The organism is Citrobacter sp. RHBSTW-00029, assembly GCF_014104295.1.
GTDB lineage: Bacteria > Pseudomonadota > Gammaproteobacteria > Enterobacterales > Enterobacteriaceae > Citrobacter > Citrobacter youngae.
Genome location: NZ_JABXRT010000001.1, coordinates 4268440 through 4293336, shown reverse-complemented (window position 1 = coordinate 4293336; position 24897 = coordinate 4268440). Strand labels below are relative to the sequence as shown.

At 53.0% G+C, this 24897-nt stretch carries 20 protein-coding genes and 1 tRNA gene; 10 read left to right on the top strand and 11 right to left on the bottom strand.

Annotated features, from left to right (window positions below):
* The first annotated feature begins 219 nt into the window (after positions 1-219).
* Positions 220-837: a trimeric intracellular cation channel family protein gene (locus HV041_RS20745; RefSeq protein ID WP_003024049.1), complete on the top strand. Its 618-nt coding sequence runs from the start codon at positions 220-222 to the stop codon at positions 835-837.
* Here the strand turns inward: HV041_RS20745 and ligB are convergent.
* Positions 834-2513: an NAD-dependent DNA ligase LigB gene (ligB, locus tag HV041_RS20740; protein WP_121585211.1), complete on the bottom strand. Its 1680-nt coding sequence runs from the start codon at positions 2511-2513 to the stop codon at positions 834-836. The genes HV041_RS20745 and ligB overlap by 4 nt on opposite strands.
* Positions 2514-2774: 261 nt before the next feature.
* On the opposite strand from ligB, the gene gmk reads away from it, so the two are divergent.
* From gmk to recG, 5 genes are read left to right on the top strand one after another with little or no spacing between them, the layout of a single operon-like run.
* Positions 2775-3398, top strand: a complete 624-nt coding sequence (gmk, locus tag HV041_RS20735; protein WP_003024042.1) for a guanylate kinase — start codon at positions 2775-2777, stop codon at positions 3396-3398.
* A 54-nt stretch (positions 3399-3452) separates the two neighbouring features.
* Complete coding sequence (gene rpoZ, locus HV041_RS20730; protein ID WP_000135058.1) at positions 3453-3728, top strand: DNA-directed RNA polymerase subunit omega; 276 nt, start codon at positions 3453-3455, stop codon at positions 3726-3728.
* Between the two features lie 18 nt (positions 3729-3746).
* A complete protein-coding gene (spoT, locus tag HV041_RS20725) occupies positions 3747-5861 on the top strand; it encodes a bifunctional GTP diphosphokinase/guanosine-3',5'-bis pyrophosphate 3'-pyrophosphohydrolase (protein ID WP_003024038.1) in 2115 nt (704 codons plus the stop codon).
* A 10-nt stretch (positions 5862-5871) separates the two neighbouring features.
* On the top strand, positions 5872-6561 hold the full coding sequence (gene trmH / locus HV041_RS20720) for a tRNA (guanosine(18)-2'-O)-methyltransferase TrmH (RefSeq protein WP_121585212.1): 690 nt from the start codon (positions 5872-5874) through the stop codon (positions 6559-6561).
* A gap of 5 nt (positions 6562-6566) precedes the next feature.
* The gene (recG, locus tag HV041_RS20715; RefSeq protein WP_121585213.1) at positions 6567-8648 is read left to right on the top strand and encodes an ATP-dependent DNA helicase RecG; all 2082 of its coding nucleotides are present in this window, start codon (positions 6567-6569) and stop codon (positions 8646-8648) included.
* Positions 8649-8690: 42 nt separating this feature from the next.
* On the opposite strand, the gene gltS is transcribed toward recG, so the two are convergent.
* A complete protein-coding gene (gene gltS, locus HV041_RS20710) occupies positions 8691-9896 on the bottom strand; it encodes a sodium/glutamate symporter (RefSeq protein WP_003024029.1) in 1206 nt (401 codons plus the stop codon).
* A gap of 225 nt (positions 9897-10121) precedes the next feature.
* Between gltS and xanP the strand changes: the two genes are divergently transcribed.
* Together xanP and HV041_RS20700 are read left to right on the top strand one after the other, a co-directional pair.
* A complete protein-coding gene (xanP, locus tag HV041_RS20705; RefSeq protein ID WP_003024026.1) occupies positions 10122-11513 on the top strand; it encodes a xanthine/proton symporter XanP in 1392 nt (463 codons plus the stop codon).
* Between the two features lie 121 nt (positions 11514-11634).
* Positions 11635-13344, top strand: a complete 1710-nt coding sequence (locus HV041_RS20700; RefSeq protein ID WP_121585214.1) for an AsmA family protein — start codon at positions 11635-11637, stop codon at positions 13342-13344.
* Positions 13345-13386: 42 nt separating this feature from the next.
* On the opposite strand, the gene HV041_RS20695 is transcribed toward HV041_RS20700, so the two are convergent.
* From HV041_RS20695 to HV041_RS20655, 9 genes are all read right to left on the bottom strand, one after another.
* Positions 13387-14064: a D-lyxose/D-mannose family sugar isomerase gene (locus HV041_RS20695; RefSeq protein WP_121585215.1), complete on the bottom strand. Its 678-nt coding sequence runs from the start codon at positions 14062-14064 to the stop codon at positions 13387-13389.
* A gap of 49 nt (positions 14065-14113) precedes the next feature.
* The gene (locus tag HV041_RS20690; RefSeq protein WP_003827236.1) at positions 14114-14974 is read right to left on the bottom strand and encodes a ketose-bisphosphate aldolase; all 861 of its coding nucleotides are present in this window, start codon (positions 14972-14974) and stop codon (positions 14114-14116) included.
* Positions 14975-15054: 80 nt separating this feature from the next.
* Positions 15055-15906, bottom strand: coding sequence for a class II fructose-bisphosphate aldolase (locus tag HV041_RS20685; RefSeq protein WP_048213731.1), 852 nt, complete (start codon positions 15904-15906; stop codon positions 15055-15057).
* 11 nt (positions 15907-15917) lie between these two features.
* Positions 15918-17009, bottom strand: coding sequence for a PTS fructose transporter subunit IIC (locus HV041_RS20680; protein WP_003837581.1), 1092 nt, complete (start codon positions 17007-17009; stop codon positions 15918-15920).
* Between the two features lie 26 nt (positions 17010-17035).
* The gene (locus HV041_RS20675; protein ID WP_048213732.1) at positions 17036-17356 is read right to left on the bottom strand and encodes a PTS fructose transporter subunit IIB; all 321 of its coding nucleotides are present in this window, start codon (positions 17354-17356) and stop codon (positions 17036-17038) included.
* Between the two features lie 19 nt (positions 17357-17375).
* On the bottom strand, positions 17376-17846 hold the full coding sequence (locus tag HV041_RS20670; RefSeq protein ID WP_003024008.1) for a fructose PTS transporter subunit IIA: 471 nt from the start codon (positions 17844-17846) through the stop codon (positions 17376-17378).
* 26 nt (positions 17847-17872) lie between these two features.
* Positions 17873-19426 carry a PRD domain-containing protein gene (locus tag HV041_RS20665; RefSeq protein WP_165712714.1) on the bottom strand — a complete coding sequence of 518 codons (1554 nt, stop codon included), beginning with the start codon at positions 19424-19426 and terminating at the stop codon, positions 17873-17875.
* 446 nt (positions 19427-19872) lie between these two features.
* Positions 19873-22191 carry an alpha-xylosidase gene (gene yicI, locus HV041_RS20660; RefSeq protein ID WP_121585217.1) on the bottom strand — a complete coding sequence of 773 codons (2319 nt, stop codon included), beginning with the start codon at positions 22189-22191 and terminating at the stop codon, positions 19873-19875.
* A gap of 10 nt (positions 22192-22201) precedes the next feature.
* Positions 22202-23584 (bottom strand): glycoside-pentoside-hexuronide family transporter, encoded by a 1383-nt coding sequence (locus tag HV041_RS20655; RefSeq protein WP_121585218.1) that lies wholly within the window; start codon positions 23582-23584, stop codon positions 22202-22204.
* Between the two features lie 289 nt (positions 23585-23873).
* Between HV041_RS20655 and HV041_RS20650 the strand changes: the two genes are divergently transcribed.
* Together HV041_RS20650 and HV041_RS20645 are read left to right on the top strand one after the other, a co-directional pair.
* Positions 23874-23968: transfer RNA gene (locus HV041_RS20650), tRNA-Sec, on the top strand.
* A 148-nt stretch (positions 23969-24116) separates the two neighbouring features.
* Positions 24117-24884, top strand: a complete 768-nt coding sequence (locus HV041_RS20645; RefSeq protein WP_121585219.1) for a hypothetical protein — start codon at positions 24117-24119, stop codon at positions 24882-24884.
* Positions 24885-24897: the final 13 nt, after the last annotated feature.

Genomic DNA, 24897 nt, shown 5'->3' with positions numbered 1-24897 from the left:
CGTGCTTTTCCCGACGCTATTAGTTCTCATCTATGCGACCAGAATTATATTTTCTCATCATTTATTGTCACCACTCATATCACAAAGCGCATGCCATAACGTGTTTACAACAATTTCGCATTAGCTGTAGTTATTAAAATCACTTCACCTTAGAAAATCTCAATCGTGACAATGCGCACAAATCGTTAACCTTAGCCCCCAGCAAATCAGGGGGAAGACATGCTGTTACACGTTTTATATTTAATTGGTATTACTGCCGAAGCCATGACCGGTGCGCTTGCGGCTGGGCGTCGTCGTATGGATACATTTGGCGTCATTATTATTGCTACCGCGACGGCCATTGGCGGTGGTTCGGTACGCGATATTCTTCTCGGGCATTATCCGCTCGGCTGGGTAAAGCACCCTGAATACGTCATTATCGTAGCCACTGCTGCGGTACTGACCACCATTATTGCCCCCGTCATGCCCTATCTGCGTAAAATATTCCTCGTACTGGATGCGCTGGGCCTGGTGGTCTTTTCTATTATTGGCGCTCAGGTGGCGCTGGATATGGGACACGGGCCAATTATTGCCGTGGTCGCTGCGGTTACCACTGGTGTCTTTGGCGGTGTATTACGCGATATGTTCTGCAAACGCATCCCGCTGGTGTTCCAGAAAGAATTGTATGCCGGCGTATCATTTGCCGCTGCCGTGCTGTACATCGTGCTACAGCATTATGTCTCCAGCCACGATGTCGTAGTTATCTCCACCCTGCTTTTCGGCTTTACAGCACGTTTACTGGCACTGCGCCTGAAGTTAGGACTGCCGGTATTTTACTATCGCCATGAAGGGCATTAAGGCATAAAGCCCGTGATCCGCTGAGCAGCTAACCAGTTGCTCAGCACTGTGACCTCTCGCTCCTCCAGCCACTGCATCACCTGCCGAGCCCGCCGCTCCCCCATGAAAGGAAGCTGCCGCCAGCTTTGTTCATCGCGTTCTTGCAATTGCTGCCACGAACCATCCCGGCTGGCATTCAGCGTTGCCTGTGTTAACGGTATTCCCATGGCAATCACCCAGCGCGTGAACGGAAGATCGCGTGACAGGTTGAATTGATGCCATAACTTCTCCCCTTTGCTTACACCAAATGTGGACTGTAGTTGTTCCTGAGTTAGCCCGAGCCAGGAAAAGATATGCTCAAAGCGATACGCCTGGTGGAGCTCCCGCCATCCCGCCTCGCCGATGCCCTCCAGCCCCAGTACCTCTTTGGCTCCCAGCCAGACCAGTCTGGCAACAAACTGTTCCTGGCACTCCGCTGTGGCATAAAAACAGGTTAATGAATTGAAGCGCCCCTCAGGTGGCACTGGCTTAATACGCTGGGTACTGCGCCAGACCACTTCATCTATACGGGGGATCCCTTGTCCAGCCAGGCTCACCAGAATCTGATCGCCAGGCGCGATATCCCATTCATTCCAGCGTCGAACGGAGCCAATATTGACGCGCTGTACGCGTTTATCATCCAGCATGACGGGAGTCAGCAATGCAACCACCGCAATTTTTCCGCTTTTGCCAACAGAGAACTGAATACCCGTCACCTCAGACACCCTGGCCACGGGAGGATATTTCCACGCTGCCAGCCAGTCTCCCTGTCCGGGTAGCCAGTATCGCGCCTGCGGCTCTTTTCCTGTTCGCACGACCACGCCATCAGTGACAAAAGGTAATGCTGAAGTCCACCACTTTGCTCGCACTTGCTCTACGTCATCCGCACTCTTCACGGCCTTGGTAAAATGTTGCGTGGAACTGAACCCGGCAGCAGTGAGCTGCTCCAGCCTTTCCGACATGACCGCCGGACCATTGGGCCAGGCCCAGATAAAAATAGCCAGCGAGCCTAATAATTCCGGATTGCTCTGGCGCATCATCAATCCAGCAACCTTCGAGCGGGCGTTCATTCCCCCTCTCTGCTTCTGGATATGCCCCTCTTGCTGCAAAAAAATCTCACCCTGCAACGTACTGTTAGCGAGATTCCCCTTGGTGGAATGTGGTACGGAAGGGATCTGAAGAACCTTTTGCGTCCAGTCTTCACCTTTCAGGCCGTTACCACGGCTAATCGCCCGGACCAAATTGCCATTGCGATAAACCAGCGTCACCGCCACGCCATCCACCTTCGGCTGTACCCAGAGATCGCTGTGGGCCTGCATCCATTGTTGGAGCGCCTGCTTATCGGCAAGTTTTCGAACTCCCGTGTGGGGAACAGGGTGCGAGACTGTGCCACTTATTGGGGGCGCAGACAGATCGGGTGGGGCTTCATCGCCAAAACAACGTTGCCATTGGATGAGTTGTGCATTGAGCTGGTCATAAACGCCGTCGTCTACGGTACTTTCACCCTGTTTCCAGTAGCTGTCATTCCACTGTGTTATCTGCTGCTGTAGTCGTGAAATTTCCTCGTTTGCCCGGGCAGGCGACCAGACGGGGCAAACCGCCCATACAGGTAAATTCCAGACCAGCAAAACCAGCCCTATGCATTTCCATGATCCCATGCTACCTCCGCTGAACACTGCATTTCCCGGCAGATATAGCGCGAAGTGAAAGGGAAGCAGAGCGGCAAATATTCACTCTGCGGGCAGCATTCCTGACATTTGCACATATTGCTGCAAATCATCGATAAAACAGGAAACTGGTACGCAAAACGCAATAAACATGCGCAAAAAGTGTGACAAAGGCTACGTAGCAAAGCGGCTACGTGTATAATAAGCCCGTATGTAGGCTCTCTTTCGACAATCACATACATTAAGATACTCATGGCTCAAGGCACGCTTTATATTGTTTCTGCCCCCAGTGGCGCGGGTAAATCCAGCCTGATTCAGGCTTTATTAAAGACCCAACCGTTGTATGACACCCAGGTTTCTGTTTCGCACACCACGCGCGCGCCGCGCCCAGGGGAAGTGCACGGTGAACACTATTTCTTTGTGAACCATGATGAATTCAGAACCATGATTGGCAGAGACGCGTTCCTGGAACACGCGGAGGTTTTCGGTAATTACTACGGCACCTCACGTGAAACCATTGAGCAAGTATTGGCATCCGGCGTAGACGTCTTTTTAGATATCGACTGGCAAGGTGCGCAGCAAATTCGTGAAAAAATGCCGCATGCGCGCAGTATTTTTATTTTGCCACCGTCTAAGATTGAGCTGGACCGCCGTCTGCGTGGCCGCGGTCAGGATAGCGAAGACGTGATCGCGAAACGTATGGCGCAAGCTGTTGCAGAAATGAGCCATTACGCCGAATATGATTATCTTATTGTGAACGATGATTTCGATACCGCCCTGGGCGATTTGAAAACCATCATTCGCGCCGAACGTCTGCGCATGAGCCGCCAAAAGCAGCGTCATGACGCTTTAATCAGCAAACTGTTGGCAGACTGAACCCACATTCAGTATCATGCCCAGTCATTTCTTCACCTGTGGAGCATTTTAAGTATGGCACGCGTAACTGTTCAGGACGCTGTAGAGAAAATTGGTAACCGTTTTGACCTGGTACTGGTCGCCGCGCGTCGCGCTCGTCAGATGCAGGTAGGCGGAAAGGATCCGCTCGTACCGGAAGAAAACGATAAAACTACCGTTATCGCGCTGCGCGAAATCGAAGAAGGTCTGATCAACAACCAGATCCTCGACGTGCGTGAGCGCCAGGAACAGCAAGAGCAGGAAGCCGCTGAATTACAAGCCGTTACCGCTATTGCTGAAGGTCGTCGTTAATCACAAAGCGGGTCGCCCTTGTATCTGTTTGAAAGCCTGAATCAACTGATTCAAAACTACCTGCCGGAAGACCAGATTAAGCGTCTTCGGCAGGCGTATCTCGTTGCACGTGACGCTCACGAGGGCCAGACACGTTCAAGCGGTGAACCCTATATCACGCACCCGGTAGCGGTAGCCTGCATTCTGGCCGAGATGAAACTCGACTACGAAACGCTGATGGCTGCGCTGCTGCATGACGTGATTGAAGATACCCCAGCCACCTATCAGGACATGGAACAGCTTTTTGGTAAAAGCGTTGCAGAGCTGGTAGAGGGGGTATCGAAGCTTGATAAGCTTAAGTTTCGCGATAAGAAAGAGGCGCAAGCCGAAAACTTTCGCAAGATGATTATGGCGATGGTGCAGGATATCCGCGTCATTCTCATCAAACTTGCTGACCGTACTCACAATATGCGCACGCTGGGCTCATTACGCCCGGACAAGCGTCGCCGCATCGCCCGTGAAACCCTCGAAATCTATAGTCCGCTGGCACACCGTTTAGGTATTCATCACATTAAAACCGAGCTGGAAGAGCTGGGTTTTGAAGCGCTGTACCCGAACCGCTATCGCGTGATTAAAGAAGTGGTTAAAGCCGCTCGCGGCAACCGCAAAGAGATGATCCAAAAAATCCTCTCTGAAATCGAAGGGCGTTTGCAGGAGGCAGGTATTCCGTGTCGCGTAAGCGGGCGTGAGAAGCACCTGTACTCTATTTACTGCAAAATGGTGCTCAAAGAGCAGCGTTTTCACTCCATCATGGATATCTACGCATTTCGCGTCATCGTTCATGATTCCGATACCTGCTATCGCGTACTCGGCCAGATGCATAGCCTGTACAAACCACGTCCTGGTCGCGTGAAAGACTATATCGCCATTCCAAAAGCGAACGGATATCAGTCTTTGCACACCTCAATGATCGGCCCTCACGGCGTTCCGGTTGAAGTACAAATTCGTACTGAAGACATGGATCAGATGGCAGAAATGGGTGTGGCGGCGCACTGGGCTTACAAAGAGCACGGCGGTGAAAGTAGCACCACCGCACAAATCCGCGCTCAGCGCTGGATGCAAAGCCTGCTGGAACTGCAGCAGAGTGCCGGTAGCTCGTTTGAATTTATTGAAAGCGTCAAATCTGATCTCTTCCCGGATGAGATTTATGTTTTCACACCGGAAGGGCGGATTGTTGAACTGCCTGCCGGTGCAACGCCTGTCGATTTCGCCTACGCCGTGCATACCGATATCGGTCACGCCTGCGTCGGCGCACGCGTAGACAGACAGCCTTACCCACTTTCACAACCACTCTTTAGCGGTCAGACCGTTGAGATTATTACCGCGCCGGGCGCACGTCCGAATGCAGCATGGCTCAACTTCGTCGTCAGTTCGAAAGCGCGCGCCAAAATTCGCCAGTTGCTGAAAAACCTCAAACGCGATGATTCCGTCAGTCTGGGTCGTCGACTGCTCAACCATGCCCTGGGCGGTAGCCGTAAACTGGCTGAGATCCCGCCAGAGAGCATCCAGCGTGAACTTGAGCGCATGAAGCTCGCCACGCTTGACGATCTACTCGCAGAAATCGGCCTGGGTAACGCCATGAGCGTGGTGGTTGCGAAAAACCTCCAGCAGGGCGAAGCAACAGCAAACGTGCCAGCGCAATCTGGTCACGGTCATTTGCCAATCAAAGGCGCAGACGGCGTGCTGATCACCTTCGCGAAATGCTGCCGTCCAATTCCAGGCGATCCCATCATTGCCCACGTCAGTCCGGGTAAAGGTCTGGTGATTCACCATGAATCCTGCCGTAACATTCGTGGCTACCAGAAAGAGCCTGAGAAGTTTATGGCGGTGGAATGGGATAAAGAGACGGAGCAGGAGTTCATCACCGAGATTAAGGTGGATATGTTTAACCACCAGGGTGCTCTGGCGAACCTGACGGCGGCAATTAACACGACCACCTCCAATATTCAAAGTCTGAATACGGAAGAGAAAGATGGCCGCGTCTATAGCGCCTTTATTCGCCTGACCGCCCGCGACCGTGTGCACCTGGCGAATATCATGCGCAAAATCCGCGTCATGCCGGACGTGATCAAAGTCACCCGTAACCGTAACTAGAACACGTTTTATGAATGAACAGCGCTATGCACGTATCCGCGAAATGCTCGCACGTCGTCAGCCTGATCTGACCGTCTGCATGGAAGAGGTCCACAAACCTCATAACGTTTCCGCTATCATTCGGACTGCAGATGCGGTCGGCGTGCATGAAGTCCACGCCGTCTGGCCGGGTAGCCGTATGCGCACCATGGCCTCTTCTGCCGCAGGCAGCAACAGTTGGGTACAGGTTAAAACGCACCGCACCATTAGCGATGCGGTCACACATTTAAAAAACCAGGGCATGCAGGTTCTGGCAACTCATCTGTCAGATAAAGCGGTGGATTTTCGCGAGATTGATTACACGCGCCCCACCTGCATCCTGATGGGCCAGGAAAAAACCGGCATTACTCAGGAAGCATTGGATCTGGCGGATCAGGACATCATCATTCCCATGACTGGCATGGTGCAGTCGCTGAACGTTTCGGTCGCCTCCGCGCTGATTCTGTACGAGGCACAGCGCCAGCGGCAAAACGCCGGCATGTACCGCCGAGAAAACAGTATGCTGCCGCAAGACGAGCAGCAGCGCTTACTGTTTGAAGGCGGTTATCCGGTGCTGGCGAATGTCGCTAAGCGCAAAGGTCTTCCCTACCCTCACGTAAACACGCAGGGCGAAATCGAAGCCGATGCAACGTGGTGGGCCACTATGCAATCTGCGAGATAAACGCGATGAAAGGCCGTTTACTGGATGCCATCCCACTCAACTCTCTGACCGGCGTTGGCGCAGCGCAAAGCAGTAAACTGACGAAAATTGGCCTGCACACCGTGCAGGACCTCCTGCTCCACCTCCCTCTGCGTTACGAAGACCGTACCCATCTGTACCCAATTGGCGAACTGCTGCCGGGCGTCTATGCCACCGTTGAAGGCGAAGTGCTGAACTGCAATATCACCTTCGGCGGTCGCCGGATGATGACCTGTCAGATCAGCGATGGCTCCGGCATTCTCACCATGCGCTTTTTCAACTTCAGCGCAGCAATGAAAAACAGCCTCGCCACCGGTCGCCGGGTGCTGGCCTACGGTGAAGCCAAACGCGGGAAATACGGTGCAGAGATGATCCACCCGGAATACCGCGTGCAGGGCGATCTCAGCACGCCGGAATTGCAGGAAACGCTCACACCGGTGTATCCAACGACCGAAGGCGTGAAGCAGGCTACGCTGCGCAAACTGACCGATCAAGCGCTGGACCTGCTCGATACCTGCGCCATTGCCGAACTGCTGCCACCAGAGCTGTTACAGGGCATGATGAGCCTGCCCGAAGCACTGCGCACGTTGCACCGCCCCCCACCGTCGCTGCAACTCAGCGATCTGGAAACCGGACAACATCCGGCGCAGCGACGTCTGATTCTCGAAGAACTGCTCGCACATAACCTCAGCATGCTGGCATTACGCGCCGGGGCACAGCGTTTTCACGCCCAGCCGTTAAGTGCTAACAACGCGCTAAAAGATAAACTGCTGGCAGCATTGCCGTTCAAACCTACTGGCGCGCAAACCCGCGTCACCGCGGAGATAGAACGCGACATGGCGCTGGATGTGCCGATGATGCGCCTGGTGCAGGGCGATGTCGGCTCCGGTAAAACCCTGGTTGCAGCGTTAGCCGCCCTGCGCGCTATCGCACATGGTAAGCAGGTTGCGCTGATGGCCCCCACCGAATTATTGGCTGAACAACATGCGAATAACTTCCGCAGCTGGTTCGCGCCACTGGGCGTTGAAGTGGGCTGGCTGGCGGGCAAGCAGAAAGGCAAAGCGCGTCTGGCGCAACAGGAAGCCATCGCCAGCGGTCAGGTGCAGATGATTGTCGGTACTCATGCAATTTTCCAGGAACAGGTTCAGTTCAACGGTCTGGCACTGGTTATCATCGATGAACAGCACCGCTTCGGCGTGCATCAGCGTCTGGCGCTGTGGGAAAAAGGTCAGCAGCAGGGTTTCCACCCGCACCAGCTAATCATGACCGCCACGCCGATTCCGCGCACCCTGGCGATGACGGCCTATGCTGACCTCGACACCTCAGTAATTGATGAACTGCCTCCGGGACGTACGCCGGTCACCACGGTCGCCATTCCGGATACCCGCCGCAGTGACATCATTGATCGCGTGCGCAACGCCTGTACCCACGAAGCGCGCCAGGCATACTGGGTCTGTACGCTGATTGAAGAGTCTGATCTGTTAGAAGCTCAGGCGGCAGAAGCGACGTGGGAAGAGCTTAAACTGGCGCTGCCAGAACTCAATATTGGCCTGGTACACGGGCGCATGAAGCCCGCCGAGAAGCAGTCAGTAATGGCAGCCTTTAAGCAGGGTGAACTGCATCTGCTGGTTGCCACCACGGTGATTGAAGTGGGCGTGGACGTGCCAAACGCCAGCCTGATGATTATTGAAAACCCGGAGCGCCTGGGCCTGGCCCAGCTGCATCAGCTACGTGGCCGCGTAGGTCGTGGCGCGGTGGCCTCCCACTGCGTCCTGCTGTACAAATCACCGCTGTCTAAAACCGCGCAGAAACGCTTGCAGGTTTTGCGAGACAGCAACGACGGGTTCGTGATTGCGCAAAAAGATTTAGAGATTCGCGGCCCCGGCGAGCTGTTAGGTACTCGCCAGACCGGAACGGCAGAATTCAAGGTCGCAGATTTACTACGTGATCAGGCGATTATCCCGGAAGTTCAGCGCATTGCGCGCCATATTCACGAACGTTATCCGCAACAGGCCGTGGCGCTAATAGAGCGCTGGATGCCGGAAACCGAACGCTACTCCAACGCATAGTCGATTCATAGCGGCGGCGGATGTTACCCCGCCGCACAGCCGTTATTGCGCAAAAATCGGTAACAGCAGATACAGCTTAATCACCAGCGCGTTGACGATATCGATAAAGAATGCCCCCACCATCGGCACCACCAGAAACGCCATATGGGATGGCCCAAAGCGTTCGGTAATCGCCTGCATGTTGGCAATCGCCGTCGGCGTCGCGCCGAGGCCAAAGCCGCAGTGTCCGGCAGCCAGCACAGCGGCATCGTAGTTCTTACCCATCATGCGCCAGGTAACGAATATCGCATACAGCGCCATGAAAATGGTCTGCACAACCAGGATTGCCAGCATCGGCAAGGCCAGAGAAGCCAGTTCCCATAGCTTCAGGCTCATCAGCGCCATCGCCAGGAACAGTGACAGACTAACGTTACCCAGCACAGAAACCGCACGTTCGAACACCCGGTAAAAACCCAGTAGCGCCAGACCGTTACTGAGGATCACCCCAACAAACAGCACGCAGACAAAGGTCGGCAGTTCCAGCACCGTTCCAACCAGCATTTGCGCAACGATTTTACCCACCGTCAGACAGATAGCGATCAGCGCGATGGTTTCAATCAGCACCAGTGAGGTGATCATGCGCCCAACGTCCGGCTTTTCAAATGCGGTCGGCACAGCCTGATCGTCCGGCATACCGTCTGGCGTGGTGGAGTGTTTGACCAGATAGCGTGCCACCGGGCCGCCAATCAGCCCACCCAATACCAGACCAAACGTTGCGCAAGCCATCGCCACTTCAGTCGCATTGGTGAAGCCATAACGTTCAATAAACAGCTTGCTCCATGCTGCCCCGGTTCCGTGTCCACCAGAGAGGGTGATCGAGCCAGCGATCAGACCCATCAGCGGGTCCAGACCCAGCAGGGTCGCCATACCAATACCGATGGCGTTCTGCATCAGCAACAGGCCAACAACCACAATCAGAAAAATACCCACCACGCGGCCGCCAGCACGCAAACTTGCGATATTGGCGTTCAGACCGATAGTGGCGAAGAAGGCCAGCATCAACGGATCACGCAGGGTCATATCGAAGTTAACTTCCCAACCCATGCTTTTTTTCAGCACCAGCAGCGCAATCGCCACCAGCAGGCCGCCCGCTACGGGTTCGGGAATGGTGTATTTTTTCAGGAAGGAAACAGACTGGACGAGCTTACGTCCCAGCAGCAACACAAGGGTTGCCGCAACCAGCGTTGATAACGTATCGAGATAAAACATTTACAGCTCCATTAGTGCGTTTAGCACAATCACGCACGATGCATTCCAGACCGATTTTTAGCTCTTATTGAGTTTTCGGGGTGGATTTTAAGCAGAAAATGATGAAAAGTTATATAAAAATGTTTGTTTATCCGTTTTAAATATTAAGAATACCTGCTAGCAAACGTTTGCTTTTCTGCCCTGGTCAGATAAAATCACCGCTTTTCCACCATGGGATTGCCTCTGATGTCCGTTAACGCCGTAGAGTCAACAAATGCGCAACCGGTTGCGCAGACTCACAACAGTGAACTGATTTACCGTCTTGAAGATCGCCCCCCGTTAGCCCAGACCTTGTTTGCCGCCTGTCAGCATCTGCTGGCCATGTTCGTTGCGGTAATTACTCCCGCTCTGTTAATTTGCCAGGCGCTTGGTTTACCGGCTCAGGATACTCAACACATTATCAGTATGTCGCTGTTCGCCTCCGGCGTAGCTTCTATCATTCAGATCAAAGCCTGGGGGCCGGTAGGCTCAGGGCTGCTATCCATTCAGGGCACCAGCTTTAACTTTGTTGCGCCACTGATTATGGGCGGTACGGCGCTAAAAACCGGTGGCGCAGATGTCCCAACCATGATGGCGGCGCTGTTCGGTACGCTGATGCTGGCAAGCTGCACCGAGATGGTTATCTCACGCGTACTGCATCTGGCGCGGCGGATCATTACCCCATTGGTCTCAGGTGTGGTGGTGATGATTATCGGCCTGTCGCTGATTCAGGTGGGTCTGACATCGATTGGTGGTGGCTATGCCGCAATGAGCGACAACACCTTTGGTGCACCGAAAAATTTACTGTTGGCAGGCGTGGTGCTGGCACTAATCATCCTGCTTAACCGTCAACGCAACCCTTACCTGCGTGTTGCGTCATTGGTGATTGCGATGGCGGCAGGCTATCTGCTGGCCTGGTTTATGGACATGCTGCCGCAAAATACCGCACCGGTAAGCCAGGACCTGCTAATGGTGCCAACGCCGCTGTATTATGGCCTGGGTATCGACTGGAGTTTACTGCTGCCGCTGATGCTGGTCTTTATGATCACCTCGCTGGAAACCATCGGCGATATTACGGCCACCTCTGATGTCTCCGAGCAGCCGGTTTCTGGTCCGCTGTATATGAAACGCCTGAAAGGCGGCGTGCTGGCGAACGGTCTGAACTCGTTTGTTTCCGCTGTGTTCAACACCTTCCCGAACTCCTGTTTTGGACAGAACAACGGGGTTATTCAGTTAACGGGCGTTGCCAGCCGCTACGTCGGTTTTGTGGTGGCGTTGATGTTGATCGCGCTGGGCTTGTTCCCGGCGGTCAGCGGTTTTGTACAGCATATTCCTGAGCCAGTACTGGGCGGGGCAACGCTGGTAATGTTCGGTACTATTGCCGCATCCGGCGTGCGTATTGTGTCCCGCGAGCCGCTGAACCGTCGCGCGATTCTGATTATCGCGCTGTCGCTGGCCGTCGGCCTGGGCGTCTCCCAGCAGCCGTTGATCCTGCAGTTCGCCCCGGACTGGGTGAAAAACCTGCTCTCTTCCGGTATTGCCGCAGGCGGTATTACCGCTATCGTTCTGAACCTGGTGTTCCCACCAGAGAAGCAATAAGCAAAATGCGGCGTTGATTCGGAATCAACGCCGCTGTAACGCTCTTTCACCATTCCCGCCTTGAGCATTGCGTCTAAATCGTGCATAACTTGACTATGTGCACTTCGCGGGATGGAAGACCATGAAATTTATTGGAAAGCTGCTTCTTTACGTGCTGATCGCCCTTGCAGTGGCGATCCTCGGCCTTTATTTTCTACTGCAAACCCGCTGGGGCGCAGAGCACGTCAGCGCCTGGGTTTCACAGAACAGCAGCTACCATCTGGCCTTTGATGCCATCGATCACCGGTTTTCTTCCCCTTCCCATATTCTGCTGGAAAACGTCACCTTTGGCCGGGATGGTCAGCCCGCCACGCTGGTCGCCAAAACGGTCGATATTGGACTCAGTAGCCGACAAATCACCGACCCGCTGCACGTAGACACCATTTTGTTGCAAAACGGCACGCTGAATCTTTCCCAGCAAACCGCGCCGTTGCCGTTTCAGGCCGATCGCCTGCAATTACAGGATATGGCGCTTAACAGCCCCGGTAGCGAGTGGAACCTCAGCGCCCAGCGCGTTAACGGCGGCGTCATTCCCTGGAGCCCTGAGGCAGGTAAAATTCTCGGCAGCAAAGCGCAAATTCAGCTCAGCGCCAGTTCGTTGACGCTCAACGATGTCCCGACCACCAACGTCTTGATTGAAGGCAGCATTGACCATGACCGGGTGACGCTTAGCAATATTGGCGCAGACGTGGCGCGTGGAGCATTAACCGGCGTAGCGCAACGCAATGCCGACGGGAGCTGGGTAGTGGAGAATCTGCGCCTGAACGATATCCGGCTGCAAAGCGACAAATCGCTGGCCGACTTTTTTGCCCCGTTAAGCACCATTCCTTCCCTGCAAATTGGTCGTCTGGAAGTAACGGATGCCCGTCTGCAAGGCCCCGACTGGGCGGTGACGGATCTCGATCTGAGCTTGCGCAACATGACCTTCAGCAAGGACGACTGGCAAACTCAGGAAGGAAAATTGTCAATGAACGCCAGCGAGTTTATCTACGGCTCGTTGCACTTCTTCGATCCGATTCTGAACGCTGAATTCTCGCCGCAAGGTATTGCGCTGCGCCAGTTCACCACCCGCTGGGAAGGCGGTATGGTCAGAACGTCGGGTAATTGGCTGCGCAACAACAAAGCGCTGGTCCTCGATGATGCCGCCATCGCCGGTCTGGAATACACGCTGCCGGAAAACTGGAAACAGCTGTGGATGAACCCCCTACCTGTCTGGCTAAACAGCCTGACGCTGAAGAAATTCAGCGCCAGCCGCAATCTGGTAATTGATATCGACCCGAGTTTCCCGTGGCAGCTCACCGCGCTGGACGGTTACGGCGCTAACCTCGGGCTGGTACAGAACAATCAGTGGGGGATCTGGAGCGGGAGCGCCACCCTCAACGCCGCTGCTGCTACCTTTAACCGCACGGACGTACGTCGTCCTTCGCTGGCGCTGACGGCGAACAACAGCACCATCAATATCAGCGAACTGAGCGCCTATACGGAAAAAGGGCTGCTGGAGGTCACCGCCAGTATTTCGCAGTTACCTCAGCGCCAGGCTCAGATCAGCCTGAACGGGCGCGGCGTGCCAATGACGATTCTGCAACAATGGGGATGGCCCGCACTGCCGCTTTCCGGCGATGGTAATATTCAGCTTACCGCCAGCGGTAATATTCAGGCCGATGCGCCGCTCAAGCCAACGGTCAGCGGCCAACTGCATGCGGTGAACGTGGAGAAACAGCAGGTCACGCAGACCATGCAGGCGGGCGCGGTTTCAGGGAGTGAAGTCACAGCACCACCACCTGCGCAATAATTTATTGCCCGGTGGCGCTTCGCTTACCGGGCCTACTCACGCTCATAAACGAATATATTCACTGCACAACAGCCATTTCACCGGCTCATCCTCTTCAATCGCCGGGAAGCGACCGCCAGGCTCCAGAAAGTGGTTGTCATGCAGGTCGTCATTGACCATCGAGATTTCCCAGCCCAGCACGAACGCCTTCTCCGCCCAAAAGCGATGATACAAGCGCGGCGGCAGGCACACCCCCTGTCCCGGTTTCAATACCAGCGTCTCGCCAGCGTCAACGGTACGCCGCTGACCATCGACGCTAACTTCAACAATACGCCGTGCGTCATACCCGTCATCAGGCGTGGCCCATGCCAGCTGCATACATAAGTCACCCCCGCCGCGATTCACGATATCTTCCATTTTATGGCGATGAAAATGCCATGGTGTTTGCTGATCCTGCTGAATTTGCAGCATCTTTTCAGCATACGGTTTGGGATAACCCGCTGACCCTGGCTGACCATTGCGCAACGTCAGTAACGTCAGTCCCGTTTGCGCAAAATCTCCACGCCCAAAGTCGGTAATATCCCAGCCCAGCTGGAGATCGCACACTTCACGCCACAGAGATTGATCCTGTTGTCGCCAGGCATCGATCGTAAAATATGCAAAGTCAGGCAGACAAACCCTAAAAGTCTCGGCAATTGCATGCGCCTTATCAACGGCATAATTAATATGTGAACGCTTCATTCCACTTTTCCTTGTTGCGAAAAAGGCGGGTCGCCCCGCCTGCATGCCGTTAGTAAAGTGATGCTTTGCCGGTTGAGCCGAACAGTTTCATTTTGTGGCGGATCACGTCCCGCGCGGCGCTAATGGCTTCCGGGTAGATTACGTTCGGGTCCCACCAGGTTTCTTTCGCCAGGATTTCGCGGACTTTCTGGAAGTAGGCGTATTTCATATCACTGGAAATGTTGATTTTGCCCACGCCCAGCGTCACGGATTCGGCAATTTCCGCATCCGGGTTCGCGGAACCACCGTGCAGCACCAGCGGAATATCCACACGCCCGGCGATGTCGCGCAGGATGTTCATTTGCAGCTCTGGCTGCATCCCTTTCGGGTAGATCCCGTGCGCGGTTCCAATCGCCACCGCCAGCGTGTCTGCACCGGTTCGGGCGATAAAATCCTCTGCCTGAGCGGGATCGGTATAAGTAACCTTCGACACGCCGCCTTCCACTGACGTCCCGGTCTGACCAATCGTACCCAACTCCCCTTCCACAGAAACACCTACCGCATGCGCCAGCTTGACCACTTCGCGGGTCAGCGCCACGTTCTCTTCATACGGCAGCAGCGAGCCATCAATCATCACCGAGGTAAACCCACACTGAATCGCCCGCAGAACATGCTCAACCGAAGCACCGTGGTCCAGATGCAGAGTAAACGGCACTGGGCTACGCATCGTGATATCACGGACGTAGCTAAAAAACGCATCGCCGACAAAATCATGTTCGCTGGGGTGAATGGAGATAATCGCCGGGGTGTTGGTCGCTTCCGCTTCTTCCACAACTGCACGTACAAAGCAGCTGTCCGCCACGTTGAATGCGCCGATGGCAAAACCGTGCTGACGGGTAGGTTGCAGTAATTCTTTCATCGAAACTAACATGTTAATTCTCCAGTTTCAGGGTGTAGAAAGCCCTGCCAGTGCGTCATCGCAGAGGCATAGAAGGCGTTACAGAAAATGAATCAGGCTTTGCCGATAGCGCCGCTGGCCTGTAGATACGGAGTAATGGCTTCCTCGCAGGCCTGCTCCATCAGGGTCAGGACATCAACAAGTTCACCGGATGTGTCACGACACAGGGTATGCAGCAGCGCAGCCTTTCCGGCTTCAAAGACCGCTGCGCCAACGTTTATCTTGGCGACGCCAAACATCGGACAGCGCTGTAGCTGATCAAACGGCGTCCCGCTGCCGCCATGCAGCGCCAGAGGTACCGTAGATAACCGGGCAATTTCCTCCAGCCGCTGGAAATCAATGGCTGGCGTAACGCCCGGCGCGTACATGCCGTGCGCCGTACCCACCGACACCGCCAGCAAATCGATCCCGGTCTGTTGGATAAAGGGTTCCACGTCGGCGGCCTGAGTCATCAAATCAGCGTTAGCGGCATGGTCATAGCGCGGAGCATCGGCCAGATGGCCCAGCTCACCTTCCACGCACAGAGAAACGCTGGCTGCGAGCTCAACCACTGCACGGGTCTGGCGAATATTCTCCTCCAGCGCAAAGGCGGAGGCATCGATCATTAACCCGCTGAATCCGGCGCGAAAAGCCTGACGAATGCGTACAGGATCCTTTCCATGATCCAGCGCCAGCGCGACCGGTACCGAGGCTTCCTCTGCCAGCGTTTTGACGACCGCAGCGGCTATCGGGGCCGGAAAATGCTCCAGATGCCCCTGATACAGATTCAGAATGATGGGCGCACGGTGTTTCTCTGCCACCCGAACCGCCGCGCGGGCGCTTTCCAGGTTCATACAGTTGATGGCCAGCAGCGCGTACTGCTCGCGCCAGGCTTTCGTCACCATGCTTTTCATATCGGCAAACATACGGCCTCCGGTTATTCCAGGGTGAAGGTGATCTCTTCGTCTTTCAGTTTTTGATCGCTGAGTTCATCAAACTCTTCGTCACGCTCGGTCACCGGTTTCTTCCACAGCGACAACATGACACCGCAAATCACTGTGCCGATCCCCAGCGCCAGGCAAAACAGCAGTGGATGCGTAAAGAGCGGAACCACAAACATGCCGCCGTGCGGTACCGGGCTTTCGACACCCCACACCATAATCAGGCCGCCCGCAATCGCCGAGGCCACCACGCAGGAGCCCACCACACGCAACAGGTCGCGCGCTGCAATCGGAATGACCCCTTCGGTAATCATGCAGATCCCCATCGGGAATGCCGCTTTCAGCGCCTCGCGCTCCGCACGGGTGTATTTGTGACGCGTCAGCAGGAAAGAGAGCGTAATGCCGAACGGAGGGATCATCGAGCCAACAAACTTCACCGCTTCCGGACCGTACACACCGCTGACCAGCATGCCGTCAGCAAACAGCGACATGGTTTTATTCACCGGTCCGCCGAAGTCGAATGTCGCCATCGCACCGAGGATAGCGCCCATCAGAAAGCGGGATCCGCCCTGCATGGACTCCAGCAGATGAATCAACGCGTCCTGCAGCCAGGCTATCGGCTTGCCAATCAGCGTCATCATCAACAGGCCGCCAATGACGGTACTCAGTACCGGCAACACCATGATGGGCATCAGCCCCTGCATCGACTGTGGCAAACGGATATAGCGCTTAAGAAGCAGTACGGTATAACCGACCAGGAACCCGCCCAGCATCCCGCCGATAAAACCGGTATGAATTTCGCCGCAAACAAAGCCGACAATCAGGCCCGGCGCAAATCCGGGACGGTCGGCAATGGAGTACGCAATCGCGGCGCTAATCAGCGGTACGATTAACCCCATCCCCCAACCGCCAATCTGGTTGAGCATCCAGGGGATGGTTCCTGTTTTTTCACCCACGTTAGTCCCGCCAAGTATTTGCCCGAGAGCAATACAGATCCCGGCGGCGACAATTAACGGGATCATCCACGAAATCCCCGTTAATAAATGTCTTTTTATTTCCTGAGATAGCGGAATTTTATTTTCACTCATGTGAAATCCCTCCAGAATGAGGATCGCTACTGGTTATTATTAGCTAATGATTTTTCGACCTTTTCAAGAAACTGAATGGGCGATTTTATGACGATTTCAGTTTTCACTCGCACAATGCGTTTATTTGAAAATCGTTCCTCCCCTTTTATTTTGACATCGACGGCGAGAATCACGACATCAGCTGCAGAAATATCCTCTGTCAGTAATTCGTTTTCTGTGCCGATGGTTCCCTGGGTTTCAACTTTTATATTATGACCAAGCGCTTTAGCACCTTTAATTAGCTTCTCACGGGCAATATAGGTGTGCGCAATACCCGCCGTACAGGCGGCAACACAAACAATATTCATAACATGCTCCACATTTTAATTAGCAGACATTGGATTCAGCATATTGGCTAAAAAGCTCAATAATTTTCTGTGGACTGCTTTCGACTAACAGTTGTTCAATAATGTCGTCATCCGCCAACGCGCCAGCAACCTGCGAAAGCAGACGAATATGTGTAGTGTTTTGATCTTCAAGACGTACGGCAAACAGAATGATGCAGCGCACGTTGCTGCCATCCAGGGTTTCCCAGGGAATATCCTGACGGGTACGCCCAATTGCCAGCGTGGTATTGACCACCGCCGAGGATTTCCCGTGCGGGATCGCAATATGATTTTCGAAGCCGGTTGAGCCTTCTGATTCACGCTGCCAGACATCCTGAATAAACGTTTCCCGACAGCTAATTGCCCCATCTTTTTGCAGAATATCCGTCAGTTCCTCAATAGCCTCCGTTTTGTTTGTGGCCTTCATGTCCAAAATAACGCGATTTGTATTGAGTATTTTCGTGATGTCCATCAATCATACCTCATGGAGTTCAGACATTAATTTTCGACGACCAGCGACGTCGCCCGATGTAATTTTTCCGTAATAACCGTTTCTGTTACCCGCTTAATATCTGCATCATTGAAAAAGGCGGTGACATACACGACCGGCATAGCAACGGCAGGTAAATTTATCGTCGATACCACCAGTTCAATATCGTCCGTCAGTACGGAGGGCAGGCTGCCTGCCGATACCACGCCGACGATAGTCCAGTCCGGAAAGGCGCGCAGAATACGGCTTTTGAGTAAGTGAGAGGTGCCAATACCGGTTGAGCAGACCAGCAGCACGCGCTTACGCGCTATCTGCCGCTCCATTGCGGCTTGAAAATGCACGGTTAAATATCCCACCTCATCTTCCGACACGGACCGCTCGCCCCAACCGCTAAACACCCGATTCACCGCGCACTGGGTCAGACGCCACACGTCCTGCAACTCGCCTTTAATATCCTCCAGCAGCGGATTACGAATGCGGATCTGGTAGTTCAGGCGGTTAATCAGCGGCTTAATGTGGATCAGCAATCCGTCATACAGCGCCGTGTCCTGGCTAAGATCGCTGTCGACCATCTCGGCAAAGGAGGCAATCAACCGATGGGTAATCAAACGCGCTTCGTCGCTGGAGTGCATATGGCCAATCACGCTCACGTCGTTATGCTCTTCAATTACCACGCCGGAGGAGATAATGTATTGATATATAAACCAGACTTCGTCTTCCGGCAGCGGGTGGGCAATGCGTTTTTCAATATGCTGAATCATCCGGCTGGCAATGGAAAAAATATTCTCGTCACATGAGGTGATATTTTCATCATTTCTCGGCAGCGCATTGCCCCGCGTGATGCGGTGCATCATGATCAAAATATGGGTAAAGATATTGACGTAATAAGGCTCGCCCAAAGACCAGCACAGGTCGTTCTCCATTTCCTGCAATAACGTCTGGACAAATAAAACATCTTCTTCGCCAAAGTAATGCACTAAGGCTTTATAACTGCCCGGGTCAAGGCGTGAATAAACCACGTTACCAGGCTCATTATGGTTAATCACGCCGTTAATCAGCGACGCCATCGCCTGGCGTACACCGCTCTCGCTGCCTTCGATATGCGTGCCGCTCTGACTGCGAATCAACGACAGGCCCAGTGGGGTAATCCAGGATTCAATTACTTTCAGATCGTTAACAATCGATGCGCTACTAATGAAATAACGTTCGGATAATTTACTGATCGACGTTTCATGCGGCGTTTCGCTTAATAATTGTGAGGCTATCTTGACTCGCCGTGAATTATTCATCATGCCGTCAGTATCATCACCCTCCGATCCTAATAACTGGTCCATATATAAAAGGTCGGTAATATTATCGGAACTTAATATCACCCCAGCACCAGCACGTTTATCGATGGTTATTTTCCATTCTGATAACCATGGTTCCAGTAAGCGCAGATCGCGCTGCACAGTTTTCTCTGAAACAGATAAATACTCGGCAATTTTCAGCAGCGTGACATATTCCTTCTTAGACAGAAGAAACTTTAATAATCTGTTTTGTCGCGAGGTAATCATTTGCATTATTTACCCTTATTACATACCAGATTAAATATCTATACCCATCATACTTCAAGCTGCATGTGCGTTGACTTTCCTCGCTCACCCCAGTCACGTACTTATGTACGCTCAGGGGATTCGCTGCGTCGCCGCCTTCCTGCAACTCGAATTATTTAGGTTATAAAGAAGCATTTATGCTCCACGTGTAATCCGTGATGATAAATATAAGAGGACTACGATGCGCCAACAATACTAAATCGTGTCCAGTAATCCGGACAGAAATAAGACAAAAAGAGGAAATAGTGAGATATTTACGGCGCAGATCACATTTTTCGCGGGAATCAGAGTGATACCGCTCGCAAATATGCAGAGATAAAAATTTAATTCAGGATGTTTTGGATTTTCAGATCTGGAATGCTGCTCGCAGCGTGGGCCGGATAAAACGCATCCGGCACCACGTCGACACATGCTTACAAGGTAATCGTCAGCTCACTGCCCTGTGGAGTAATAACTACACCCAGCTCGCTGCCCATATGCGACCCGCATTTAATGCCGCCAATTTTCTGAATATTTCGCAGGCACAGCGTCCAGTTACGTGCCTCACCGTTCCCTTTCACAGTGATGGTATTACCTACACGCGTCGCCTTCAGCGTGAAGATAACCGAGCCGTCCATCGCAGGCACTTCACACACCGCTTCCCGGCCCTCCTGCAGATGGAACAGCTGGAACGCGGTTCCTTCGTGCCAGGCGTAGTCCGGCTTCTGGTTATTGCTGCCCAGCGCCAGCAGGGTGTTCTCACGCACGTAGACTGGCAGGCTCAGGAAGTCATGCTGCTGTTTATGCCAGCGGCTGCCAGACACCTCGTCGTTACGCCACAGATGCGTCCAGCGTCCTTCCGGCAGGTAGAACTGCACATCACCCGCTTCGCTAAACACCGGCGCAACCATCACGCTATCGCCCAGCATGTACTGGCGGTCGAGGTAATCACATGCCGGATCGTCCGGGAACTCCAGCATCATTGCGCGCATCATCGGCGTTCCTAGCTCATTGGCGCGCGCCGCTTCGCGATACAGATACGGCATCATGCGGCATTTCTGCTCGGTGAAGTAGCGCACCACGTCGCAGGATTCGTCATCGTACGCCCACGGCACACGGTAGGATTTGCTACCGTGCAGACGACTATGGCTGGAGAGCAGCCCGAACGCACACCAGCGCTTGTAAACGTGCGCTGGGGCGGTATTCTCAAAGCCGCCAATATCGTGACTCCAGAAGCCAAAGCCGGACAGGCCAATGGATAATCCGCCGCGCAGGCTTTCGGCCATCGATTCATAGTTGGCATAGCAGTCGCCGCCCCAATGCACCGGAAACTGCTGCGCGCCGACCGAGGCCGAACGGGCGAACAGCACCGCCTCTTCTTCACCGACAGTCTCTTTCAGCACGTTCCACACCAGTTCGTTGTAAATGTACGCATAATGGTTGTGCATTTTCTGCGGATCGGCACCGTCAAACCACTGAACGTCAGTAGGAATGCGTTCACCAAAGTCAGTTTTGAAGCAGTCAACGCCGATATCCACCAGACCTTTCAGCTTGTTGGCATACCACTCACTGGCTTGCGGATTAGTGAAGTCATAAATCGCCAGGCCCGGCTGCCATTTATCCCATTGCCACAGGGAACCATCCGGCCGCTTGAGCAGATACCCCTTCTCTTTCAGCTCGTTGAAAATCGGTGATTTTTGCCCGATATACGGGTTGATCCACACGCAAACCTTCAGCCCTTTCTCTTTCAGGCGGCGGATCATGCCTTCCGGGTCCGGGAAGGTCATCGGATCCCACTCAAAGTCGCACCACTGGAAGGCTTTCATCCAGAAGCAATCGAAATGGAAGACGTGCAGCGGCAGATTGCGCTCGGCCATCCCGTCAATAAAACTGTTGACCGTCGCTTCGTCGTAATTAGTGGTGAATGACGTGGTCAGCCACAGGCCGAATGACCAGGCTGGCGGCAGCGCGGGACGGCCAGTGAATTGGGTATAACGGTTCAACACGTCCTTCGGCGTTGGGCCGTCGATGACGAAATATTCCAGATACTCGCTTTCCACGCTGAACTGCACTTTCGACACTTTCTCAGAGCCGATTTCAAACGACACGCACTGCGGATGGTTCACCAGTACGCCGTAACCGCGGTTGGTGATATAGAACGGGATGTTCTTGTAAGACTGCTCGGTGCTGGTGCCGCCGTCGCGGTTCCAGGTTTCTACCGTTTGCCCGTTACGCACCAGCGCGGTAAAGCGCTCGCCCAGGCCGTATACCGTTTCCCCGACGCAGAGATCCAGCCGTTCAAACATATAGTTTTTCCCGCTGTGGGTATCCTGCACGTAGCCGTTGTTTTTCAGCTGGCTGCCGGTAATACGTTCGCCGTTACGCAGGAAATCCAGCGACCAGAATTCCCCTTTGGTTACGCGCACGCTCAAGTTACCGCTCTTCAGCTCAGCAAATTCGGCGGTGTTGTGCATCTCGACCTTCACATCCTGCAGCACATTTAGCGGGTAATGCGGACCGGTATCCAACGCCCCCTGGAAGTGCGCCATACGCACACCGACCACGCCTTCCTGCGGCGAGAAGAAGCGCAGGGTGAAGAGTGGAGTATCCAGTTGCCAGGTACGTTCGCGCACATCGCGCGGCGCAACGTAGACAATCATCTCGTTACCCTGCTGTTCGACCTCGAAAACCTGAATCGGGTTAATCACGTTCAGACCGGGCTGAATCAGCCAGTTTCCATCGCTAATTTTCATTGTCGGTTCCTTAGTTCTGTAATTCTTTCGTCGTAAAATCCTGCTGATTGCGGCGCGCACCCTGAGCCAGTTGGCTCATGATTTCAGTCAGATACGGGGTTTTCAGGGTATAGAAGCGTTTGGCAATCACGGCACTCAGCAGGTAGCAAATAGCCGGGACAATGGTGAACAGCCCGATGATGATGCTAATGGTGGCGCCGTTCTGGGTTTTCGCTGCGGCGTCGTAACCACCGCCCGCCAGCATCCAGCCGATCATCGCCCCGCCGAGCGCCAGACCCAGCTTGAGTACAAACAACGTGCCCGCAAAGCTGATGCCCGTCAGACGCTTTCCGTTGCACCACTCGCCGTAGTCCACGGTGTCGGACATCATGACCCACTGAATTGGCGTCACGAGCTGATGCAGTACGCCAATCACAAAGATAAAGCCGAACATGGTGATGCTGGCGTGCATTGGCACAAAGAACATCGCCAGACTGACGACCGCCAGCGCGGCGTTGGTCCACCAGAAGACGCTGACTTTGCATTTCCAGTCGGTCAGCGGCTTCGCCAGCGCAGAGCCGATAAGATTGCCGACGCAATAGGTGGTGAGGAAGGCGACAAACACTTCTGGCGTGCCCAGAATCCAGGTGACGTAATACATCATCGCCCCGCCGCGTACGCAGACAGCAAGGATGTTGAGAATGGTCAGCAGGCCGACGATGCGCCATTGATCGTTCTGCCAGATGTCGCGCAGGTCTTCACGCATCGAGGTGGTGCTCGGCGGCGCTTCCACGCGTTCTTTGGTGGTGAAAAAGCAAAATGCCAGCATCAGGAAGGCCACAACCGAGAGCACGGCAATCCCGCCCTGAAAGCCGAACGCTTTATCCTCGCCGCCAATCAGATTCACCAGCGGCATCATCAACACGGTGGAGAGCATGCCGCCCGCCGTCGCCAGCACAAAGCGCCATGATTGCAGGGAGATACGCTGCGTGGGGTCATTGGTGATCACGCCGCCCAGTGCGCAGTAGGGAATATTCACCACGGTGTAGAGCAGGGTCAGCAGCGTGTAGGTGATTGCGGCATAAATCATTTTGCCGTTCAGACTGAGATCTGGCGTACTGTAGGCCAGCACACACACCAGACCAAACGGCAGCGCGCCAAACAGCACCCACGGGCGGAATTTCCCCCAGCGCGAGCGGGTGCGGTCGGCCAGCAGCCCCATACAAGGGTCTGAGATGGCATCCAGCGCACGCGCCAGTAAGAACATCGTGCCGACAAAGCCAGCAGGAATACCAAAAATATCGGTATAAAAGAACATCATATAAAACATTACGTTATCGAAGATGATGTGGCTCGCCGCATCCCCCATCCCGTAGCCAATCTTCTCTTTTACGGACAGAATTTCATTTTTCATTACGCATCCTTAACGTTCTAAAAGCTCTCTGAAACCGGTTACGGTTCTTGTAAACCATCCCTGCAAGCGAGAATATTCCGATATCTCGTTATTAAATTACGATTCTTGTTTTCTGTGATCAGGGTAGCGTCGAAAAAATGTGATGAAATGTAACTACCGGATTTATTGAGGATTTATATGAAACCGATCATGGCAAGACAAAAGGGAAGTTAAAAAAGTGAGTGAGGGGGTGTGGAAACCGTAGGAAGTAGCTATAATGCGCCCCGCCTCCATGTAGCAATCGAGGCGCGGAAGATCGTCATCTCCGGTGAGGTGGCTGGACTTCAAATCCAGTTGGGGACGCCAGCGTTCCCGGGCAGGTTCGACTCCTGTGATCTTCCGCCAAAATTCCTCCAGAAAAATCACGATCATTTTTTACTTATTGTAGTTTAAAATCAATAAATTAAATGATTTCCTCTGGAAAAAATAAAAAATATATGACATGTTTGTATATATTTTTTTAATTTTCTAAAATAATACATAGAGAGGGTATATGACTCTTGGCGAGATTGCTGCATACATAGGTGCTGCTGCCTGGCTTCCTCAGATCATTAATATTTTCTATAAGTACCTAACAAAACCAAAGATTAGAGTATTTTTCAATAATACAGCTGAGATAAGTTACACGTCTTTCGGTCCAATTCTTAATATTCGAATGGGGGTATTAGCAGAAAAGAAATCTCTTTTATTAGAAGATATTTCTCTAGAAATCAGGCATTCTGATGGTGATATACATTTTTTGAAATGGGCAGGAATTACCGAGATTCATAGTGAAATAAGTGATCAAAATGGAAACAAGCAAGTCATATCAAAAGAACAACCACCGATCGCATTGAAATTATTTCAAGATTTACTTACAGAAAAATTTATAAAATTCCAAGAGCCAAAATATCATGAGCAAGATTCAATATTAATCAATGAATTAAACTCACACGTTAGTTTTTTAGCCAGTAGAAATACCACTAATGTCGTTGCCGAAGCTCTCAAATCATCTCAATTACATAATGTTCTTGCTTATCGTGAGAATTATTTTTGGTGGAAAAAAGGAAAATATACAGTTAGCCTCAAAGTTAAATCCCCCGATAGATTTAATTTTGAGGGGAATATCTTCAGCTTTACTTTAAACCAAACAGAAATTGACTTATTAAAATTCAATAGTAAAAGTTTATCCGAATTCTTAAATGCACATATTGCGCAAAAAGACGATATTTCGAATGTGAAATGGAATTGGATAAATCCCAAGATTACTAAAGGCGAATAATATCTTAAGGCCC

Coding starts and splice junctions, on each gene's coding strand:
- HV041_RS20665 (WP_165712714.1), bottom strand. CDS start 19,426: ATGCAAATGATTACCTCGCGACAAAACAGATTATTAAAGTTTCTTCTG.
- HV041_RS20675 (WP_048213732.1), bottom strand. CDS start 17,356: ATGAATATTGTTTGTGTTGCCGCCTGTACGGCGGGTATTGCGCACACC.
- HV041_RS20690 (WP_003827236.1), bottom strand. CDS start 14,974: ATGTTAGTTTCGATGAAAGAATTACTGCAACCTACCCGTCAGCACGGT.
- HV041_RS20655 (WP_121585218.1), bottom strand. CDS start 23,584: ATGAAAAATGAAATTCTGTCCGTAAAAGAGAAGATTGGCTACGGGATG.
- ligB (WP_121585211.1), bottom strand. CDS start 2,513: ATGGGATCATGGAAATGCATAGGGCTGGTTTTGCTGGTCTGGAATTTA.
- HV041_RS20745 (WP_003024049.1), top strand. CDS start 220: ATGCTGTTACACGTTTTATATTTAATTGGTATTACTGCCGAAGCCATG.
- gmk (WP_003024042.1), top strand. CDS start 2,775: ATGGCTCAAGGCACGCTTTATATTGTTTCTGCCCCCAGTGGCGCGGGT.
- HV041_RS20695 (WP_121585215.1), bottom strand. CDS start 14,064: ATGAAGCGTTCACATATTAATTATGCCGTTGATAAGGCGCATGCAATT.
- recG (WP_121585213.1), top strand. CDS start 6,567: ATGAAAGGCCGTTTACTGGATGCCATCCCACTCAACTCTCTGACCGGC.
- HV041_RS20670 (WP_003024008.1), bottom strand. CDS start 17,846: ATGGACATCACGAAAATACTCAATACAAATCGCGTTATTTTGGACATG.
- trmH (WP_121585212.1), top strand. CDS start 5,872: ATGAATGAACAGCGCTATGCACGTATCCGCGAAATGCTCGCACGTCGT.
- rpoZ (WP_000135058.1), top strand. CDS start 3,453: ATGGCACGCGTAACTGTTCAGGACGCTGTAGAGAAAATTGGTAACCGT.
- yicI (WP_121585217.1), bottom strand. CDS start 22,191: ATGAAAATTAGCGATGGAAACTGGCTGATTCAGCCCGGTCTGAACGTG.
- HV041_RS20645 (WP_121585219.1), top strand. CDS start 24,117: ATGACTCTTGGCGAGATTGCTGCATACATAGGTGCTGCTGCCTGGCTT.
- HV041_RS20680 (WP_003837581.1), bottom strand. CDS start 17,009: ATGAGTGAAAATAAAATTCCGCTATCTCAGGAAATAAAAAGACATTTA.
- HV041_RS20685 (WP_048213731.1), bottom strand. CDS start 15,906: ATGTTTGCCGATATGAAAAGCATGGTGACGAAAGCCTGGCGCGAGCAG.
- xanP (WP_003024026.1), top strand. CDS start 10,122: ATGTCCGTTAACGCCGTAGAGTCAACAAATGCGCAACCGGTTGCGCAG.
- gltS (WP_003024029.1), bottom strand. CDS start 9,896: ATGTTTTATCTCGATACGTTATCAACGCTGGTTGCGGCAACCCTTGTG.
- HV041_RS20700 (WP_121585214.1), top strand. CDS start 11,635: ATGAAATTTATTGGAAAGCTGCTTCTTTACGTGCTGATCGCCCTTGCA.